The sequence below is a fragment of the Burkholderia sp. Tr-20355 genome (genome assembly GCF_017104685.1).
In the GTDB taxonomy this organism is placed as follows: Bacteria; Pseudomonadota; Gammaproteobacteria; order Burkholderiales; family Burkholderiaceae; genus Burkholderia; species Burkholderia seminalis.
In genome coordinates this window covers 25,049-44,615 of sequence record NZ_JAAGPK010000002.1, presented here as the reverse complement: position 1 = coordinate 44,615, position 19,567 = coordinate 25,049, and the positions used below count along the sequence as shown (strand labels likewise).

Sequence of the window (19,567 nt, the reverse complement as noted above, 5' to 3'; positions counted from 1 at the left end):
TGCGGACGCCCGGGTCAGATGCCCAGCGCGCAGCCGTCCTTGCGATGGTCGGACGCGCCGATCAGCGTGCCGGCCTCCCAGTCGATCCGGATCGCCTGCGCGCCGCCGATCGCCCAGTTCGGCGCGACGAGGTTGAAGCCGCGTCGCGTGAGCGCTTCGCGCACCGCCGCGGGCATCGTGCATTCGACCTCCACTTGATCGGTACCCGGCCGCGGAAAGATGCGCGGCAGGTCGATCGCCGTCTGCAGGTCCAGATCGTAGTCGAGCACCTTCGACAGGAAGTGCGCATGTCCCATCGCCTGGTAGTGGCCACCCATCACGCCGAACGTGATCTGCACCTTGCCGTCGCGGGTCACCATGCCGGGGATGATCGTATGCATCGGCCTCGCGTGCGGCGCGATCGCGTTCGGGTGGCCCGCTTCGAGCGTGAAGCTCTGGCCGCGGTTGTGCAGCATCACGCCCGTTTGCGCAGACATGATGCCGCTGCCGAACGGATGAAACAGCGAATTGATGAAGCTCGCGCAGTTGCGGTCCTTGTCGACCACGCAGATGTAGACCGTATCCTTGTGCTCCACCGGCGCCGCGACCGGCGCGCCGAGGGCATGCAGCGCCGCGATGCGCGTGCGCAGCGACTCGACCGACGCCTCGGACAACAGCGTATCGACATCCAGCGGCCGGTAGCGCGGATCCGCGAGCAGCACGTCGCGCAACGCATACGCGACGCGCGCGGCGTCGATCTCCCGGTGCAGGCGCTCGGCGCCGAGCGGATCGTCGTTCGCGTCGAATCCTTCGAGCAGCTTCAGCATCAGCAGCGCGATGACGCCCTGTCCGTTCGGCGGACACTCGTGCACGTCGTAGCCGCGAAAACGCGCGGTGATCGGCGTCACGTATTCGCCACGGAACGCCGCGAAGTCGTCCATCGTATGCAGGCCGCCCATGCTACGCAGGCGAGCCACGATGTCCTCGGCGACCGCGCCTTCGTAGAACACGCGCGGGCCCCCTTGCGCGATCGCGTCGAGCGTGCGCGCGAGCAGCGGCTGCCGATGCACGCTGCCCGCGCGCGGCGCATGGCCGGCAACCAGCATCTGCGCGCGGCTCGTGTCGTCCAGCGACAGCAACTGCGCCTGATGGGCCCAGTCCGCGGCCGCGCGCGGCGCGACCGCATAGCCGTCGCGGGCGAGCCGGATCGCCGGCGCAAGCAGCGCGGAAAGCGGCAGCGTGCCGTGGTCGCGCGCGAGCGTCGCCCACGCGTCGACCGCGCCGGGCACCGTCACCGCGTGCGGCGAGTGCCGCTCGATCGACGTGATGCCGAGCCCGCTCAGCCGCTCGACGCTCGCAGCGGCCGGCGCCCAGCCCGACCCGTTGAAGCCGACGATATCGTCGCCGCCGCCGCGCGAATAAAGCGCGAAGCAGTCGCCGCCGATGCCGGTCGAGCCCGGCTCGACGACGCACTGCACCGCGCACGCGGCAATGGCCGCGTCCATCGCATTGCCGCCCGATTCCAGGATCCGAATGGCGGCCAGCGTCGACGCGGGATGCGACGTCGCGGCCATCGCGCCGGTCGACATCACCAGCGAGCGGCCCGGTTGTTCGAAATTTCTCATGGTGTTCTCCCGATTCAGCGTGCGGCCAGCGACCGGCGCCATGCGAGTGTGTCGTCGAGCGCCTGTTTCGACGCGTCGAACAACTGGTCGATTTCGTCGTGCGTGATGATCAACGGCGGGCAGAAATTGAACGTATCGCCCAGTGCTCGCGTGATCATGCCGTACGTCAGCGCCCGCTCGCCCGCATGGATCGCCACGCCTTCGGCGGGCGGGAACGGCGCTTTCGTCGCCTTGTCGGCGACCAGCTCGACGGCCGCGAGCAGCCCGGACCCGCGTGCCTCGCCCACGAGCGGATGCGCGGCGAGATCGGCCACGCGCTGCTGGAAATGCGGGATGACGTCGCGCACGTGGTCGAGCACACCGTCCTCGTCGTAGATGCGCAGCGTCTCGAGCGCGACGGCCGCGCAAACGGGGTGGCCGCTGTACGTGAAGCCGTGGCCGAAGGTGCCGATCTTCTCGCTTTCGGCCACGAGTGCGCGATAGATCCCCTCGTTGACCATCAGCGCCGAGATGGGGAGGTAGCCGGCCGACAGCTGCTTGGCGACGACGATCATGTCGGGCTGCATGCCGAACGTTTCCGAGCCGAACATGTTGCCGGTCCGACCGAAACCGCAGATGACCTCGTCGGCCACGAGCAGGATGTCGTACCGTTTCAGCACGCGCTGGATCTTTTCCATATAGGTGGCCGGCGGGACGATCACGCCGCCCGACGCCATGACCGGCTCGGCAAAGAACGCGGCGATCGTCTCGGGCCCTTCGCGAAGAATCAGTTGCTCGAGCGAATCGGCGCAGCGCGTCGCGAACTGCTCCTCCGATTCGCCCGGCAGCGCATGACGATAGTAGTGCGGGCAGTCCGTATGCAGGATGCGATCGATCGGCAGGTCGAAGTCGCGATGGTTGTTCGGCAGGCCGGTCAGGCTCGCCGACGCGATCGTCACGCCGTGGTACGCCCGCGTGCGCGCGATGATCTTCTTCTTCAGCGGCCGCCCGAGCGCGTTGTTGTAGTACCAGATCAGCTTTACCGCGGTGTCGTTGGCTTCGGAACCGGAGTTCGCGAAAAACACCTTCGACATCGGCACGGGCGCCATCGCGATCAGTTTCTCGGCCAGCAGGATCGACGGCTCCGACGATTTGTGGCCGAACGCGTGATAGAACGGCAGCTTGCGCATCTGCCGGTCGGCTGCATCGGCCAGCCGTTGTTCGCTGAATCCCAGCGATGCGCAGAACAGGCCGCTCAGCGCTTCGATATAGCGGTTTCCTTCCGTGTCGTATACATAAACGCCCTCGCCACGCTCGATCACCATCGGCCCGACATCGCGATGGCGGCTCAGGTTCGTATACGGATGAAGGACGTGGTCGATGTCATTCTGCTTCAGCATGTGCATGGGTACCTTCCTGGTTTCGTCTCTTCCATGGTCGTGTCTTGCGTGTGCGGACCCGGCCGGAACTGGCCGTCGAATCCTGCTATTTGAGCCCGCCGGACAGGAATTTCTGCAACCGTCCGCTCTTCGGCATCCTCAATATGTCGCGCGGATGGCCCTCTTCCTCCACAACACCCTGGTGCAGGAACATGACGTGGTTCGATACCTCGCGCGCGAAGCCCATCTCATGCGTGACGACGATCATCGTGCGGCCTTCGCCGGCGAGATCGCGCATCACCTTGAGCACGTCGCCGACCAGCTCCGGATCGAGCGCCGACGTCGGTTCGTCGAACAGCAGCGCGTCCGGCTCCATCGCGAGCGCGCGTGCGATCGCGACGCGCTGCTGCTGGCCGCCGGACAGATGGGCAGGGTACGCATCGGCGAAATGCGTCATGCCCACCTGCTGGAGATAGCGCTCCGCCCGCTCGCGCGCCTCCGCGCGGCCGAGCTTCAGGACGTGCAGCGGCGCTTCGACCACGTTCTGCAGCACCGTCATGTGTGCCCACAGATTGAAATGCTGGAACACCATCGCGAGCCGCGTCCGCATCCGGCGCAACTGCACGGGATCCGAAATCCTGATCCGGCCGTTGCGGTCGACCGACGTCCGCACTTCCCCGCCGCCCAGCGACACGCGGCCCGACGAAGGCGATTCCAGAAAATTGATGCATCGAAGCAGCGTGCTCTTGCCCGATCCCGACGAACCGATCACGCTGATCACGTCGCCCGGGTTCGCTGCGAGCGAGACGCCCTTCAGGACCTCGTTGTCGCCGTAGCGTTTGTGGAGATTGTCGACAGACAGTGCATTCATGTGGCGTGGCTCCGCGATTGAGCAAGCGTGGAAAGCGGCAGCGGCCGCAGGTGGACGAGCAGGCGCCGCTCGGCGGTCCGGATCAGCAGCGCGACGAGCCCCGTCAACGCGAAATAGACGGTGCCGACGGAAATGAACGCCTCGAACGGCGCGTAGTAATTCGCGTAGGCATCCCGCGCGGCGCCCGTCAGGTCGATCAGCGTGATCGCGCTGACGAGCGATGTGCCGTGCAGCAACAGGATGATTTCGTTGCCGTAGGCGGGCAGAAACCGGCGCAGCGCCGACGGCAGTACGATGCGGCGCCACGCGGTCGCGCGCGACATCCCGTAGGCTTGCGCCGCTTCGATTTCGCCGTACGCGGTGGTGCGAATCGCTCCGGCCAGGATTTCCACGGTATACGCGCAGGTGTTCGCGGTCAGCGCGATCAGCGCGCACCCGAAAGGGTCGCGCAGCGGCAACAACAGTGGATTGCCGCGCTGCCACGCGTCCTGGACCCACTGGAACTGACCGAATCCGTAATACACGAGCATCAGTTGCGCGAGCAGAGGCGTGCCGCGCATGAACCACGTGTAGACCGCCACCGGGCCGTGCACGACGCGGTTCGGCGACACGCGCAACACGGCCAGCGGAATCGCGAGCAGCAACCCGAGGGCCAGCGAGCCCACGGTCAACTGCACGGTGACCCACAGCCCGCCGGCGTACGCGCCGAGCAGCGCGATCCATTGTTCATGGCTCATCCGTGCAGCCTCCCCTCGCGCATGCCGCGGTTCAGGCGCACGCGGGCACGCGCCAGGCATGCCGTCGATCCCGACGTCACCAGCAGATACACCGCGCAGGCGGCCAGGTAGAACGTCATCGGCGCCTGGGTCGTGCGGCCGGCCTGGTCGGAGATGAACATCACGTCGTGCAGGCCGATCAGCGACGCGATCGCCGTCGTCTTGAGCAGCACCAGCCAGTTGTTCACGGCGGCGGGCAACGCGAGCCGCGCCATCTGTGGCAACAGGATGCGTCGAAAGGCGAGCCATCCCGAGAATCCGTATGCGCGCGCCGCCTCCATCTGGCCGCGCGGCACGCCGAGCATCGCGCCACGGAACGTCTCCGTGTAGTACGCGCCGAAAATGAAGCCGATCGTCAGCACGGCGGTGGCGAACGCGTCGACGTCGGGCGCATGCAAGCCGAACGCGGCCGACAGCTGGTTCAGTAGAATCTGGCCGCCATAAAACACCAGCAGCATCATCACGAATTCCGGCACGCCGCGAATCAGCGTGGTATACGCGGTGGCGGCGGACACCAGCACACGCGAGCCCGACAGCTTGGCCATCGCGCCCGCGATGCCGATGCACACGGCGAGCGCGACGGACAACACGGCGAGCACGATCGTCACCTCGGCGCCGCGCAACAGCGCCGGCAGGTATTGCTGCAATTCGGACATAACGCTCCTTTCCAGCGCGCTCGGGGTTCATATCGGCCATGCCGGCGCATCCATGCGCGTCGGCGCGGCGCCGATCGACACGCGATCAGTAGATGTCGAAATCGAAGTACTTCTTCTCGATGGACTGATACACGCCATTGGCGCGAATGGCCGTGATCGCCTGGTTCAGTTGCTGCCGGAGATCGTCGTCGGTCTTGCGCACCGGGATGCCGTAACCCTCGCCGAGCAACGCCTTCTGCTCGGGCGTCGTACCGACGATCGGCGTGCCGACGAACTTGAAGTTCGCGCCTTCCGGTTTCGTCAGAAATGCCGAATACGCGGCGGTCGCGTCCTGCAGCGCGGCATCGATGCGGCCCGAACGCAGGTCGAGGTAGACCTCGTCCTGAGTCGGGTAGCGCACCAGCTGCACGCCGTTCTGCACCCAATACGCGCTCGCGTACTTGTCGGCCAGCGTGCCGCGTTGAACGCCGACGCGCTTGCCCTTCAACTCCGCCGGCGTCGCGTCCTTGACGGGGCTGTTTTTCGCGACGACCAGCCGGCGCGGCGTGTTGTAGTACTTGTCGGTGAAGGCGACCTTCTGCTTGCGCTCGGCGGTGATCGCGACCGACGCGACGATCGCGTCGACCTTGTCGGCCATCAATGCGGGAAGCAGGCCGTCCCAGCCGATCTGCACCAACGTGCAACGGGCGTGCATCTGCGCACACAGTGCATGGATCACGTCGATGTCGAAACCCACCGGCGTGCCGTCCGGCTGCATCGACGAAAACGGCGGATAAGCGCCTTCGTAGCCGATCCGGATGTCCTTCCACTCTTTCGCCTGGGCCTGCGCGGCCGCCAGCATGACGGCGGCGAGCACCAGGAATCTCATCATGTGTCGTTTCATGTCGATACTCCGTAACGTGTTTCGGTGGAAATGACTGCGTGGTCGTGTTGCAGGTCTCTCGTCTGACGATTATTTCGGATGCCTTATCGATAAGCACGAGGCGTCGACGACCGCCTCGCCGCGTTCCGTCAGTCGCCGCCCGTCATCCAGTCGCGCAATGCCGGCACGGTCGCTTCGATGTGCTCGCGTACCGCCGCCTCGAGCGCGACAGGATCGCCGCACCGGATCGCCTCGATCAGCGACATGTGGTCGTCGCGCGACGTCTTCGGCTTGTACGCCAGCTCGAGCCACAAGCGCATGTGCGGTTCCACCATCGTATGCAGCCCGGCAATCTGCGTAATCAGGCGCTGGCGGCCGCACAGCTGGCACAGATACTCGTGAAAGCTGCGATGCACGGTCACCCACTGCTGGCCGTCCGGCTCGGCGCGCTCCATCGCGTCGATCAGGCGCGTCAACTCGTCGACATGCTGCGGCGTGATGTTCGGCAGCGCCATGCGCGCCGCCAGCCCCTCCAGCACGCCGCGCATGCCGAATACCACTTCCATCTCGTCGACGTCGAGCCCCCGCACGACCGCGCCGCGATTCGGCCGGATCACGACCAACCCTTCGCTGGCGAGCCTGCGAAACGCTTCTCGCACCGGCATGCGGCTCGTATTGATGCCGGCGGCGATGTCCTCCGGAATCAGGCGATCGCCCGCCTTGTACGTCCCCATCCGGATCCGGTAGAGCACGTACGCGTAGGCTTCCTCTTCCGCCGTCGCGGGAAATTGCGGATATGGCGAGGGTGTCTGTCCGTCCATGTTCATGTCATTGCCCTGTGTCGCTACGCTGGCTGAGCGTGCGTCGATCCATCCGCCGGGGAATCACCATCGCCCCCAATCGGAAAGTATTTTGTAAGACTGGATATTTGTATCCGTGGCTGCACTATACGACGCCAAAAATAACCGACGATACGGGTTTACCCGTTGGCAATCGCAACGCGCGTATCCGGTCACATCCCCGCGAGCCGCGCCGATCCGGCGGCTCGAGATTCGATCGCGCATGTGTTGCCGCCCGGCAAAGTTTGCTGATTCGCTCAAACGATCTAATGAATGATCGACCACGCGCACAAGATCGAATCGAGGTGTCGTCGATGCGCGGGGTCGCGCGCGAGAATATTCAACGCACGCCCGTCCGCCAACGGGTCGCGCGCACAGCCGTAGCGCCATACCGGATCGGCTTGTGTCGCACCAGGCAGGCGAATGTTGCAGTCGCAACGACGACGGCGTGGCCACCGCCGAGTCAGGGCTTCCAGCGCGTCGCGCCGTCCCGTTGGATGACTCGTTTTTTCGGCTGCATTCCTTCAGGCCGTCGATGACCAGCCATTGCAGCGATCAAACGTCCAAGCCGCTCGCGCTCCGACTCCCGGCCCCTTGAGCCGGCCGGCATCGGCCACATCCACGCCGCCGAACCGGTTGCGCCAGCGCTCGAACGTCTGTTCCGAGATGTCGTGGCGCTTGCCCGGATCCTTCATGGGTTCGTCCCGACTCTCGGCCACGCGCGGAGTCCGGACGATCTGCTCGTCGGTCAACCGCATCTTCATCGAGTTCTCCTTGCCTCCGGGAAAAGAGAACTCGCTTGCCGAATGACTACGAGAAACGTCTCAGACCCATGCCTGCTGGTTCGCATCCAGCCGGAAGAACGACACTGCATGGTTCAGCTGTCGCCCTTGGTCTTCCAGTGATTTCGACGCGGCCGCCGCTTCCTCCACCAGCGCGGAGTTCTGCTGCGTGACATCGTCCATCTGTGTGATGGCCTGATTGACTTGCTCGATACCCCGGCTTTGTTCGGTCGATGCCGCGGCGATTTCGCTCATGATGTCGGTGACGCGAGCGACCGACTGCGTGACCTCGGTCATCGTTTTTCCCGCTTCACTCGCAAGGGACGAGCCGTCCTGGATCTTCTGCACGGATGCATTGATCAGATCCTTGATCTCCTTCGCGGCGATGGACGATCGCTGCGCGAGACTGCGCACCTCGCTTGCGACCACGGCGAACCCACGCCCCTGCTCGCCCGCGCGGGCCGCCTCCACCGCGGCATTGAGCGCGAGGATATTCGTCTGGAAAGCAATGCCCTCGATGATCCCCGTGATCTCGGCAATCTTGCTGGAACTTGCGCTGATATCGCCCATCGTGTCGACCACGCGGCTGACGACATGATTGCCGCGCCCTGCCACTTCCGACGCTTTGGCAGAAAGTGAGCTTGCCTGCTGCGCGTTCTCGGCATTCTGCCTGACGGTCGACGTGAGTTCCTCCATGCTCGCGGCCGTTTCTTGCAGGGAAGCCGCCTGCTGCTCGGTGCGCGCGGAAAGATCGACGTTACCCGACGCAATCTGGCTCGAACCGGTGGCGATGCCGTCCGCTGACGTGCGGACTTGACCAATCAGGCGCACGAGGCTCGCCTGCATCTCACCCATCGACGCGAGCACGCTGCCCGCGGGCGCGGCTTGCGCACCGGGTACCGGGCCCAGATCTCCGCCGGCCACGCGTTGGGCCACCTTGCCCAGAGCGTCCGGCTCGGCACCAAGCGCACGCAACACACCCCGTGTAATGACGACGCCGGCCAGCACTGCGATTGCAACCGCGACAAAACAGATGATGATCAGCACGGCTCGTTGGGTCGAAAACTGTTCGCCCGCCTCCTGCACCATCTGCGCTGCGTGCTGACGCGTGAAGTCCGCATAGTCGTTGGACGCCTTGATCAGCGCCGACAGCAGCGGTCTGCATTTCGTATTGATTTCAGCGATCGCTGCATCACGCTGGTTGCTCACTGCCAACCGGTCGATGTCCAAGGCCACCGGGCGGTAGAGCGCTTCGATCCGCGGGAGTTCAGCCGCCAGACTGCGCCCCTTGTCGCTTAGGTCGGAAGCGCTGGCCACCATTGCATTGAACTTCTCGAGGTTGGACTCGACGCGTCGTTCGGCGTCGATCACGGCGGCTTTTTCCAGTTCGACGTCGGCCGGTGTCGTCACCAATACGAGGTTGCGCACTGCCATCGCCCGATCGTCGACTGCGGTACGTACGGCTTCGGCCAAGTCGGCACGTGCATTGACGCCGCCGATATATCCGGCGAAGCGGCTGTTGGCCTCGTTCAATTCCTTGAGGGACAGTCCGGAGACGACCAGCACGATGACTGCCAGTATCCCGAACGCTCCGGAGAGCTTCGTCTTGACCGGCAGGTTGTTCAGATTCATGTCTTCTACTCCAGGGGCAACAAGGCCGGACGATAAAGAGCAGTCCTTGCGATGTTGGATAATTGAAAGGTGCGCGCGGCAATTGCGACAGGCTCACGAGAACGCGCCTGTATCTGCTTTACGGCGGCACGGTCGGGCGCTGAAGTGCGACGGAGCTCGTTTGGCATTCGCAAACGTTGGCGACGCGTTAAAAAATTTTTTATGACGGAACGGCGTAAGTCTCGTGACACCACGTTCGTTCACGTGCCGCCAAAACCGCAGTGTTGGCTCTTTGCCTCAGTCGCGGCGCTGTTCGCCCACGCTGCGCCCGAATACAGAACGGCCGATATGAAAGCCAGCAACAGTGGACGCTTGCGGCAAAGAGTTCATTTCACGGTTGTTTCTCGAAGTGGAGGGGCAACGAAGCCGACTCTAGGATCGATCGACTTACTCGTTACTTACTCACCCGGAAACAGCGAATCGACGGAGACACGGCGCTCGTGCCTCGCGGAAGGCGGGCTCGGCAGGCAGCCGCCCCGCGCGCGTCGCGCCGAAGCCGAAGCCGAAGCCGAAGCCGAATGCGAACGGCGGCAAGGCCCGCGGGATGATCGCGGCCGCCGTCATCACGATGGCGCGCGTGCTTCATGCAGGCATCCGCGAGCACTTCCCCCGCGGTATCGGCCTTGGTTGAAGATTGCGGATCATGTCAGTGTCGGGTAAGCCATGCACGCTCAGCATGACGATCACGTCTATCCCGCGGAGAACCTGCGCGTCATGAAACCCGGCACCGCAACGGCGCTGCGCACAAACATCGTGCTCTTCTCGGTTTCGACGGGCATGGCCAGCCTCCCCTGTCTGAGCGTCGGCCTGCTGTTCGGCGTGCCCGAAAGCGGTGCACCCACGTTGCTCTATCAGGGCGGCACCTTCACCCTGACGCTTCTGGTGATGATGCTGCTGCGGCGGTGGGCACTGCGAGCGTTCGATGCCGCCGTGGCGGAGCACAAGATCGACTTGAGCGAAAACCCCGGCGTCAACGTGCTGATCGCCGACGACTGCCGCCGTGCGTGGCTGGTCCAGTTGCACCTCGAGCTGCATGGCCGCCAATGCGGCGACTGATTTCGCCCGGCGAACCGGCGGCGACACCCGTTCATCCCGACTTGCAGGTCTCACGCCACGGAATGCGGCCTGAGGAGGGCCGAATCATTCAAGGCACGGGAACCGCCGTGGAAACGCTCGGGCATTGTCTGCTCGTCGGATTGCCGCGGCATCCCGTGCTCGTCAGCGTGGTTGGCACACCGATCATCGATCTGCTCACCCGGCACGTGCTTGACAAGGCGATCGATCGCGCGATCAGGCTCGCCGCGACGACCGCGTACGAGACTGTCCGCGAAGTACCTACAGCCTGGCCGGAGGCTGCAGGATGGCACGCGGAATCAGCGCGATCAGCACGCAGCTGACCAGCAGGCAGGCGCCCAGCGCATAGGTGCCGTTGTTGATGTTGCCGGTCATTTCCTTGGCGATGCCGGTAATCATCGAGCCCGTGAAGCCGGACAGGTTGCCCACCGAGTTAATCAGCGCAATGCCCGCGGCCGCGGCCGTGCCGGACAGGATCTGGCCGGGAAAGGTCCAGTAGATCGGCATCAGCGCCAGAATGCCGCAGGTGGCGATGGTCAGGAACAGTATCGACAACGCCACGTGCTGCGCGCACGCCGCGCTCATGATCAGGCCGACGCCGCCGATCAGCGCGGGAATCGCCGCGTGCAGGCGGCGTTCGCCGGTCTTGCGCGAGTGCGATGCATTCCACACCATCGCGAAGATCGCCGTCAGATACGGAACGGCGGTAAGCAGACCGATATGCAGCGGGCTCTGCACGCCCGACGCGCGAATGATCGACGGCAGCCAGAACGCCAGTCCGTAGAAGCCGGTATTGAAGGTGAGCAGGATGAAGGTCAGCAGCCAGACGCGCGGGCTGCGCAGCGCGGCGCCGATGCTGTGCGACTTGTGCGCGGCCTCGGATTCGAGGTTGCGCGACAGCACGGCCTTTTCGTCGGCGGACAACCACTTCGCCGACTGCGGGCCGTCGCCGAGGCAGGCCAGCACGATGAACGCCACCACGATCGACGGCAGCCCTTCCAGCAGCAGCATCCATTGCCAGCCGCTCATGCCCGCCAGGCCATGCGTCTGTTCCATCAGCCAGCCGGACACCACACTGCCGAGCGTCAGGCTCAGCGGGATCGCCACCAGAAAGCCGGACATGGCCACGCTCTGGCGGCGCGCCGGAAACCAGTAGTTCATGTACAGGATCACGCCGGGGAAAAAGCCGGCTTCGCACAGGCCCAGCAGGAAGCGCAACGTGTAGAACATCGTGGACGTCTGCACGTGGAAGAACTGCGCGAGCGGCACGATGAAGGCCATCGACGACGACACGATGCCCCAGGTGATCATGATCCGCGCAATCCAGAAGCGCGCGCCGTAGCGGTGCAGCAGCAGGTTGCTGGGTATCTCGAACAGAAAGTAGCCCCAGAAGAATATGCTGGCGCCGAACGCGTAGACGCCATCGCTCAGGCTCAGGTCGTCGAGCATCTGCAGCTTGGCGAAGCCCACGTTGACGCGGTCCAGGTACGCCACGACGTAGCACAGCAGCAGCAATGGCAGAACGCGCCGCATGACCTTGCGATACAGGGCGTCTTCCGAAGAGGCGGCCGCGGCCGGTGCGACAGCGGTCTGCGTAATGGACGGCATCGGTTTGTCTCCTGATTGTGTAGGTCTTCTTCGTACCTGCGAGTTCGATGATGCGTGGATGTTACCGATAACAATTCGTCGCAAAAAAAACGCCGACGAGGCAACGGGAACCATCGGCGATCTGATACCGGTAACATAACCAAGTTAGCATGTCGGGACAGGCGAGTTCAAGTGCTGGTGAACGGGGAGTTTCCCTAGTGGAGCCACGGTCGCAACGGACGCCGGCGGCCTGCACGGTATTTCGCACCGGTATGATGTAGCCTTGACTGATTTCTCTCCCGGATCGCCATTCCGATGCCCAACCCCACCGCCGTCCGGCCTGCCGGACCGCCCCGCATGTCCGACGTAGCGCGCCTGGCCGGCGTATCGAAGATGACGGTGTCGCGCGTGCTCGCCGGCCACAGCGTGGCTGCCGAAACGCGCGCGCGGGTCTGCAAGGCCATCGACCAGCTCGGCTACGTGGCCGACGCGGCCGCGGGTGCGCTGTCGTCGGGGCGCTCGGCGTTCGTCGCGGTGCTCGTGCCGTCGCTGTCGAGTTCCAACTTCTCCGACACCGTGCGCGGCCTCACCGATGCGCTCGAACCGCATGGCCTGCAACTGCTGCTCGGCGACACCGACTACGACCTGGAACGTGAAGAACGGCTGGTGCGCTCCATGCTGCGTCACCAGCCGCGCTGCATCGCGCTGACCGGTGCGCAGCACACCGATGCGACGCGCCAGGTGCTGCAACGCTCGGCCATTCCCGTCGTCGAAATGTGGGACCTGCCCACGCATCCCATCGACACCGCCGTGGGCTTCTCCAACGTGCGGGCCGCGCGTGCGATGGTGCGGCATCTGGCGGAGCGCGGCTACCAACGCATCGGTTTTCTCGGCGGCGCCAGCGAACTGGATCGCCGCGGCCTGGACCGGCTCAAGGGGTATCAGGCGGAGATCAAGGCGCTGGGACTCGGTGAGCCGCGCATCGTGCGGCTCGGCGAATCACCGATCACCATGAGCCACGGTGGGCCCGCGATGGCAGCCCTGCTGGAGACGTGGCCCGACACCGACGCGGTGATGTGCGTGAGCGACATGTCGGCGTTCGGTGCCATCATGGAATGCCATCGGCGCGGGCTGTCCGTGCCCGCGGACATGGCCGTGGCCGGCTTCGGGAACTTCGAGGTGGCCGCATGCTGCCACCCGAGCATTACCACGGTGTCGGTCGACGCGTACGGCATCGGCCTGCGCACGGGCGAAGCGTTGCTGGCGGCATTGCAAGCTCGCGATGGCGGCGAGCGGAGCGCGTCGCAACGCATCCGGATCGACTACACGATCGTCGCACGGGAAAGCGCGTAACTGGCCGAAAGCACAGGCTGGCCGGCTCGTGCGGGAACAGCTGCGTATCGAGGCGCGTCGGTAGTGCGACGTGCGAGACCGCATACACACCCTGCCGATCACGCGCACCTGCGCCGCATCGGAGAGCAGCGCTTGCGAGGATCGACGCGTATCGGCGCACGCCATTCACCGCCCCGGAAACCCGCGCCCGTGCGTCGCACGATCTCCATTGCCTGCATCATTCGCTCGAGAATCCCCTTACGCAACGCGAAAACCCCGTGCTAACATCGACGCCATGTTACCGGTAACTATCCGGCACGCAAAACCAAGCAAATCCTTCGGAGACAGCCTGCCATGACCCAAGCCCCTCGCCGTCTGCGCAGCCAGGAATGGTTCGACGACCCCGCGCATGCGGACATGACCGCGCTCTATGTCGAGCGCTTCATGAACTACGGGCTCACGCGTGAGGAACTGCAGTCGGGACGTCCCGTCATCGGCATCGCGCAGACGGGCAGTGACCTGGCGCCGTGCAACCGCCACCACCTCGAGCTGGCCGAACGCACCAAGGCGGGCATCCGCGACGCGGGCGGCATTCCGATGGAGTTCCCCGTCCATCCGCTGGCCGAGCAGAGCCGCCGGCCCACCGCCGCGCTCGACCGCAACCTCGCCTACCTGGGGCTCGTGGAAGTACTGCATGGCTTTCCGCTGGACGGCGTGGTCCTCACGACCGGATGCGACAAGACCACGCCCGCCTGCCTGATGGCGGCGGCCACCGTGGACATGCCCGCGATCGTCCTGTCGGGCGGACCGATGCTCGATGGCTGGCACGCAGGCAAGCGGGTCGGATCGGGCACCGTGATCTGGCACGCCCGCAATCTGCTGGCTGCCGGCGATATCGACTACGAAGGCTTCATGCAGCTGACCACCGCATCGTCGCCGTCGATCGGCCACTGCAATACCATGGGTACGGCGCTGTCGATGAATAGCCTGGCCGAGGCGCTCGGCATGTCGCTGCCGGGGTGTGCGAGCATCCCCGCCGCCTATCGCGAACGCGGTCAGATGGCTTACGCCACCGGCAAGCGCGCCGTCGAGCTCGTGCGCGAAGATCTGCGCCCGTCGCGGATCATGACGCGCGCGGCGTTCGAGAATGCCATCGTGGTCGCCTCCGCGCTCGGCGCATCGACCAACTGCCCGCCACACCTGATCGCGATTGCGCGGCACATGGGCGTGGAACTGAGCCTCGATGACTGGCAGCGCTTCGGCGAATCCGTGCCGCTGCTTGTCAACTGCATGCCGGCCGGCGAATACCTGGGGGAGAGCTTCCATCGCGCCGGCGGCGTGCCCGCCGTGCTGCGCCAGCTCGATTCGGCCGGTCTGCTGCGGCGCGACTGCCTGACCGTGTCCGGCCGCGCGATCGGCGAGATCGCCGACGCGGCGCAGGACGCCGATCGCGACGTGATCCGTACGCCCGAAGCGCCGCTCAAACACGGCGCCGGCTTCATGGTGCTGTCAGGCAATTTCTTCGACAGCGCCATCATGAAGATGTCGGTGATCGGCGAAGCCTTCCGTCAAACCTACCTTGCCGAGCCGGGCGCGGAGAACACCTTCGAGGCACGCGCGATCGTCTTCGACGGCCCCGAGGACTATCACGCCCGCATCAACGACCCGCAGCTGAACATCGACGAGCGCTGCATCCTGGTGATCCGGGGCTGCGGTACGGTCGGCTATCCGGGCAGTTCGGAAGTCGTGAACATGGCCCCGCCTGCCGACCTCGTGAAGCGCGGCGTGACGTCGCTGCCATGCCTGGGCGACGGACGCCAGAGCGGCACGTCGGCCAGCCCGTCGATCCTGAACGTGTCGCCGGAGGCTGCGGTCGGCGGTGGCCTGGCCCTGCTGCGCACGAACGACCGCGTCCGCGTGGATCTGAATCGCCGCAGCGTCGACGTGCTCGTCGACGAAGAGGAACTCGCACGCCGCCGCGAAACTGCTCGCTTCACCGTACCGCAGGCGCAGACGCCCTGGCAGGAACTCTATCGCCGGTTCGTGGGCCAGTTGTCCACCGGCGGCTGCCTCGAACCGGCCACGCTGTACCTGAAGGTCATCGAGCAGCGCGGTAACCCGCGCCACTCCCACTGATCTCGTTGATCCCGCCGATCCAACCGTCTACGACTCCCACCGAGCTGACCATGCGTACACTTTCCGTTTCCGACTGCCTGCCGCACGACCTCGCACACGCGCTGCTGATCGGCCGCGTCTGGCGGCACGATGGCGCCCACGCGGGCCCGAGCGTCGTTGCCGTGCGCGGCGGCGAGATGTTCGACATCACGCGCACCGTGCCGACCACCGCGGACCTGTTCGACTGCCCCGACGCAGTCGCCATCGCGCGCGCGGCCCCCGGCGAATCGCTGGGCCGCGTCGAGCCGCTGCTGCAGGCGGCACTGGACGGCACGTCCGGCGCCACGCACCTGCTCGCACCGTGCGACGTGCAGGCCATCAAGGCTTGCGGCGTCACCTTCGCCGTCAGCCTGATCGAACGCGTCATCGAGGAACAAGCCGGCGGCGATCCGGCCAAGGCGCGGGACGTGCGCGACACCCTGGCCGCGACCATCGGCACCGATCTGTCGAGGATCGTTCCCGGTTCGGAAGCCGCCCTGCGCCTGAAGGCCGAACTCGAGCGCCGCGGCGCGTGGTCGCCATACATGGAAGTCGGAATCGGCCCGGACGCCGAGGTGTTCTCCAAATCGCAGCCGATGTCCGCGGTGGGCTTCGGCGCGGAGGTGGGCCTGCTGCCCGTGTCGGTGTGGAACAACCCGGAGCCCGAGATCGTGCTCGCGGTCAGCAGCGCCGGCGCGCCGGTCGGCGCCACGCTCGGCAACGACGTGAACCTGCGCGACATCGAAGGCCGCTCGGCGCTGTTGCTTGGCAAGTGCAAGGACAACAACGGCTCGTGCGCGATCGGCCCGTTCGTGCGGCTGTTCGACGACGGCTTCACGCTGGACAGCGTGCGGCAGGCCAGCGTGTCGCTGCGCGTCGAAGGCGCGGACGACGGTTTCGTCCTCGACGGCATCAGCCACATGCGCGAGATCAGCCGCGACCCTGCCGACCTCGTCGCGCAAACCTGCGGCGCGCATCACCAGTATCCGGACGGCTTCATGCTGTTCCTGGGCACGATGTTCTCGCCGATTCAGGACCGCGACGCGCCCGGCGGCGGGTTCACGCATCACCTGGGCGATCGCGTCACCATCTCGACGCCCACGCTCGGCGCACTCGTCAATACCGTACAGCTTTGCACGACGATTGCCCCCTGGACCTTCGGCGTGCGCGCCCTGTACGCCAATCTGGCCGCACGCGGCCTGCTCGGCGCCTGACGCAGCGAAACTCGACGGCGCGCGACCGCGCGAAAGCGTACGCGAACCCGATCGACGGGCAGCGGGGCAACGGCAAGACCGCGGCCCCGCCACCTCGGTGCGCGGCGCCCGGTCGCGATCGGCCCCGACAAGTCAGCACCGCGTCCCTACCGCCCCAGGACCCGCTCCACCAACCTCACGAAATAACTCGCCCCCACCGGCAGCAACGCATCGTTGAAGTCGTAACTGGCGTTATGCAGCAGGCAAGGCCCGCCGCCGTGCCCATGCACGCGATGATCGCCCGCGCCATTCCCGAGGAATGCATAACAACCCGGCTTCTCGCGCAGCATGAACGAGAAATCCTCCGCCGCCATGGTCGGATCGACGGCGGCATTCACATGCGCGTCGCCCACCAGTTCACGCATCACCGCCACCGCCATCGCCGTCTGCTCGGCATCGTTCACGGTAGCCGGATACTGGCGCTGGAAATCCACCTCGCTTTCGCAATCGAAGGCCGCGGCCGTCGCAGCCACCACGGCGCGCATGCGCGTTTCGATCAGGTCGAGCGTCGCATCGGAGAAGGTCCGCACCGTGCCGCCGAGCCAGGCGTCGGTCGGCACCACGTTCATCGCTTCGCCCGCATGCACCTGGGTGACCGACAGCACCGCGCCGTCGACCGGATTTCGGTTGCGCGTGACGATTCCCTGCAGCGCGCTCAGCACCTGCCCCGCCGCGAACACCGGATCGCGGCCCAGGTGCGGCATGGCCGCGTGGCAGCCGGCACCGCGCAAGTTGATCCGGAACAGGCTGGTCGAGGCCATCAGCGGCCCCGGCCGCACCGCGAAATCGCCCGCCGCGATGCCGGGCCAGTTGTGCAGCCCGAACACGGCATCCACCGGGAAACGCTCGAACAGGCCGTCCTCGATCATCGCGCGCGCGCCGCCGCCCGCCTCCTCGGCCGGCTGGAAAAACAGCTGCACGGTGCCGTCGAACTCGCCATGCCGCGCCAGATGGCGCGCGGCCCCCAGTAGCATGGCGGTGTGCCCGTCGTGGCCGCAGGCATGCATCGCGCCGGGCACCGTCGAACGATGCGCAAAGGTGTTGGCCTCCTGCACGGGCAGCGCATCCATGTCGGCGCGCAGGCCGATCGCGCGCGCGCTGCCGCCGCGCTTCAAGGTGCCGACCACGCCGGTGCGGCCGACACCGCGCGTGACGGCATAACCCCATTGCTCGAGCCGCTCGGCGACGAGTTCGGCGGTGCGGAACACGTCGTAGCCCACCTCGGGATGGGCATGGATGTCGCGGCGTATCGCCGTGAGTTCGTCAGTATGCGCGACGATGGAATCGATCAATTTCATGCAGATGGGTACGTGCTTGTCGGTCGTCGCGGCTTGGCGGCGGGCCGGTCCATGGCGCCCGCCGCCACGCCGCGAGGCATCAGATATGGAACAGCTGCGCCACCAGGGTCGCGCCGATGAAGGTGCCGGCATTCGCCACGAAGGACACCAGCACGATGCGCCAGCCGAGCCGGCGGAAGGCCGGGATGTCCTTGGCGATCGACAGCCCCGCGAACACCAGCATCGGCGTGGTCACCCCGAGGAAATCGTTGTGCGAGCCGAGCGCGGCGATCTGCGAAGCCCACGGGCACCACGGCGAGGTCAGGAACATCGCCACCACCGATACCCAGCAGACGGCCGGAATCCGTCGCCCCGTCACGCGCGCCAGCGCATCGCCGACGATCGTCGCGCACACCATGATCGCCATTCCCGGCAGTCCCACCAGCGGTGTGGTGCCGTGCGCGATCCAGTCGCACACCAGCGCCATCGCGGCCGTCACGATCCAGGCGAGCAGCTTGCCGCCGTAGCCGAGCGCGGGCGCCTCGGTCCGCACTTCGCCGAGCGACGGGCTGGCCGCCTCGGGCTGCGCCGAAGCCTTGGTGGTGCGGCCGATCAGCGGCTCCAGCACGCGATAGCCCCAGACCGCGAGCGGCAGCGAGATGAACAGCGTGAAGTAGGTACCGATGGTGGTGGTGATCAGGTTGCTGGCCGCGGCGAAGGCGAGCACCGATTTCGCCGTCTCCGGGTCCTGCTGCGCGGCGATCGCGCCCGAGGCGGCCGCCATCATGCTGCCCGAGCCGACGCCCGAGCCCATCGCCAGCGCAAGCGGATCGAAGATGCCGAGGCTGCTCACGAAACCCGCGAACACGGCGATGAACACCGCACCGAACACGGTGCCGGTCAGGTACTCGGCCAGCACGCCGCGGCCCTCGGCCGAATCCATGCCGTACTTCTCGCCGATGATCGCCAGGCTCGGCTCGCGGCCCACCGAGAAGGTCGCGCCGATCGCTTCGCGCTTGATGCCGAGCAGCAATGCGAGCGGCAGGCCGAGCAGGATGGTGCCGACGAAGTGGCCGAATTCCTGGAAGGCCAGCGCCCACCCCGCCGAAGCCAGCTTGGGCAGCGCGCTGCCCACCATCAGCCCGAGCTTGGAGACGAACAGCAGCAGCGCCGGCTGCAGGATCGCGGCCGCGAAGAACTGGTCCGGCACGCTCAGGCGCGCGCTGCTGTTCCAGCGCGCACTGGCCAGCCCCACCGCGGCGCCGAGCAGCAGCGCCCAGATCATCGGCAGCAGCACGACCTTGCCCGGTCCGAGCTTGAACGTGAACGAGCCGATCCATTCGGCGATCAGCAGGATGCCGGCCGCATAAAGCAGGACCTTGGCGGTGGCCGCGCCGCCCAGCTCGCGGCGTTCGATACCCAGTGCGTGTTCCATGACGAATCTCCCCTTGAAGCCCGGCTGCCGTCGAAT

15 protein-coding genes and 1 pseudogene are annotated in these 19,567 nt (G+C 66.1%); 4 read left to right on the top strand and 12 right to left on the bottom strand.

Annotated features, from left to right (window positions below):
* Positions 1-14: 14 nt before the first annotated feature.
* The 9 genes and pseudogenes from G3N62_RS00880 to G3N62_RS00840 form a co-directional block, all read right to left on the bottom strand.
* The gene (locus tag G3N62_RS00880) at positions 15-1,604 is read right to left on the bottom strand and encodes a gamma-glutamyltransferase family protein (RefSeq protein ID WP_124671226.1); all 1,590 of its coding nucleotides are present in this window, start codon (positions 1,602-1,604) and stop codon (positions 15-17) included.
* 14 nt (positions 1,605-1,618) lie between these two features.
* Entirely contained in the window at positions 1,619-2,989 is a 1,371-nt protein-coding gene (locus G3N62_RS00875) for an aspartate aminotransferase family protein (RefSeq protein WP_124671225.1), read from the bottom strand.
* A 79-nt stretch (positions 2,990-3,068) separates the two neighbouring features.
* Complete coding sequence (locus G3N62_RS00870; RefSeq protein WP_059562286.1) at positions 3,069-3,833, bottom strand: ATP-binding cassette domain-containing protein; 765 nt, start codon at positions 3,831-3,833, stop codon at positions 3,069-3,071.
* Positions 3,830-4,570, bottom strand: coding sequence for an ABC transporter permease subunit (locus G3N62_RS00865; RefSeq protein ID WP_034191980.1), 741 nt, complete (start codon positions 4,568-4,570; stop codon positions 3,830-3,832). Before G3N62_RS00865 ends, G3N62_RS00870 begins: the two co-directional genes overlap by 4 nt.
* Positions 4,567-5,265, bottom strand: coding sequence for an ABC transporter permease subunit (locus G3N62_RS00860; protein WP_034191981.1), 699 nt, complete (start codon positions 5,263-5,265; stop codon positions 4,567-4,569). Before G3N62_RS00860 ends, G3N62_RS00865 begins: the two co-directional genes overlap by 4 nt.
* A gap of 85 nt (positions 5,266-5,350) precedes the next feature.
* Complete coding sequence (locus tag G3N62_RS00855; RefSeq protein WP_069704927.1) at positions 5,351-6,136, bottom strand: ABC transporter substrate-binding protein; 786 nt, start codon at positions 6,134-6,136, stop codon at positions 5,351-5,353.
* A gap of 140 nt (positions 6,137-6,276) precedes the next feature.
* Complete coding sequence (locus G3N62_RS00850; protein WP_083286499.1) at positions 6,277-6,954, bottom strand: GntR family transcriptional regulator; 678 nt, start codon at positions 6,952-6,954, stop codon at positions 6,277-6,279.
* A gap of 344 nt (positions 6,955-7,298) precedes the next feature.
* Positions 7,299-7,730: pseudogene (locus G3N62_RS35770) on the bottom strand (transposase); the annotation flags it as partial.
* 60 nt (positions 7,731-7,790) lie between these two features.
* Entirely contained in the window at positions 7,791-9,380 is a 1,590-nt protein-coding gene (locus G3N62_RS00840) for a methyl-accepting chemotaxis protein (protein WP_124671223.1), read from the bottom strand.
* 702 nt (positions 9,381-10,082) lie between these two features.
* On the opposite strand from G3N62_RS00840, the gene G3N62_RS00835 reads away from it, so the two are divergent.
* On the top strand, positions 10,083-10,475 hold the full coding sequence (locus G3N62_RS00835; RefSeq protein WP_124671222.1) for a hypothetical protein: 393 nt from the start codon (positions 10,083-10,085) through the stop codon (positions 10,473-10,475).
* Positions 10,476-10,754: 279 nt separating this feature from the next.
* Here the strand turns inward: G3N62_RS00835 and G3N62_RS00830 are convergent, their stop codons facing one another.
* Positions 10,755-12,101, bottom strand: coding sequence for an MFS transporter (locus G3N62_RS00830; protein ID WP_124671221.1), 1,347 nt, complete (start codon positions 12,099-12,101; stop codon positions 10,755-10,757).
* A gap of 294 nt (positions 12,102-12,395) precedes the next feature.
* Between G3N62_RS00830 and G3N62_RS00825 the strand changes: the two genes are divergently transcribed.
* The 3 genes from G3N62_RS00825 to G3N62_RS00815 all read left to right on the top strand — a co-directional run bounded on the left by G3N62_RS00825 (position 12,396) and on the right by G3N62_RS00815 (position 16,780).
* Positions 12,396-13,433, top strand: a complete 1,038-nt coding sequence (locus G3N62_RS00825) for a LacI family DNA-binding transcriptional regulator (RefSeq protein ID WP_185733139.1) — start codon at positions 12,396-12,398, stop codon at positions 13,431-13,433.
* A gap of 333 nt (positions 13,434-13,766) precedes the next feature.
* Positions 13,767-15,548 carry an IlvD/Edd family dehydratase gene (locus G3N62_RS00820; protein WP_034191987.1) on the top strand — a complete coding sequence of 594 codons (1,782 nt, stop codon included), beginning with the start codon at positions 13,767-13,769 and terminating at the stop codon, positions 15,546-15,548.
* A gap of 50 nt (positions 15,549-15,598) precedes the next feature.
* Positions 15,599-16,780, top strand: coding sequence for a fumarylacetoacetate hydrolase family protein (locus tag G3N62_RS00815; RefSeq protein ID WP_059562275.1), 1,182 nt, complete (start codon positions 15,599-15,601; stop codon positions 16,778-16,780).
* A 146-nt stretch (positions 16,781-16,926) separates the two neighbouring features.
* Here the strand turns inward: G3N62_RS00815 and G3N62_RS00810 are convergent, their stop codons facing one another.
* Positions 16,927-18,117 (bottom strand): M20 aminoacylase family protein, encoded by a 1,191-nt coding sequence (locus G3N62_RS00810; protein ID WP_124671220.1) that lies wholly within the window; start codon positions 18,115-18,117, stop codon positions 16,927-16,929.
* A gap of 79 nt (positions 18,118-18,196) precedes the next feature.
* Positions 18,197-19,531, bottom strand: coding sequence for a DUF3100 domain-containing protein (locus G3N62_RS00805; RefSeq protein ID WP_034191990.1), 1,335 nt, complete (start codon positions 19,529-19,531; stop codon positions 18,197-18,199).
* Positions 19,532-19,567 lie beyond the last annotated feature (36 nt).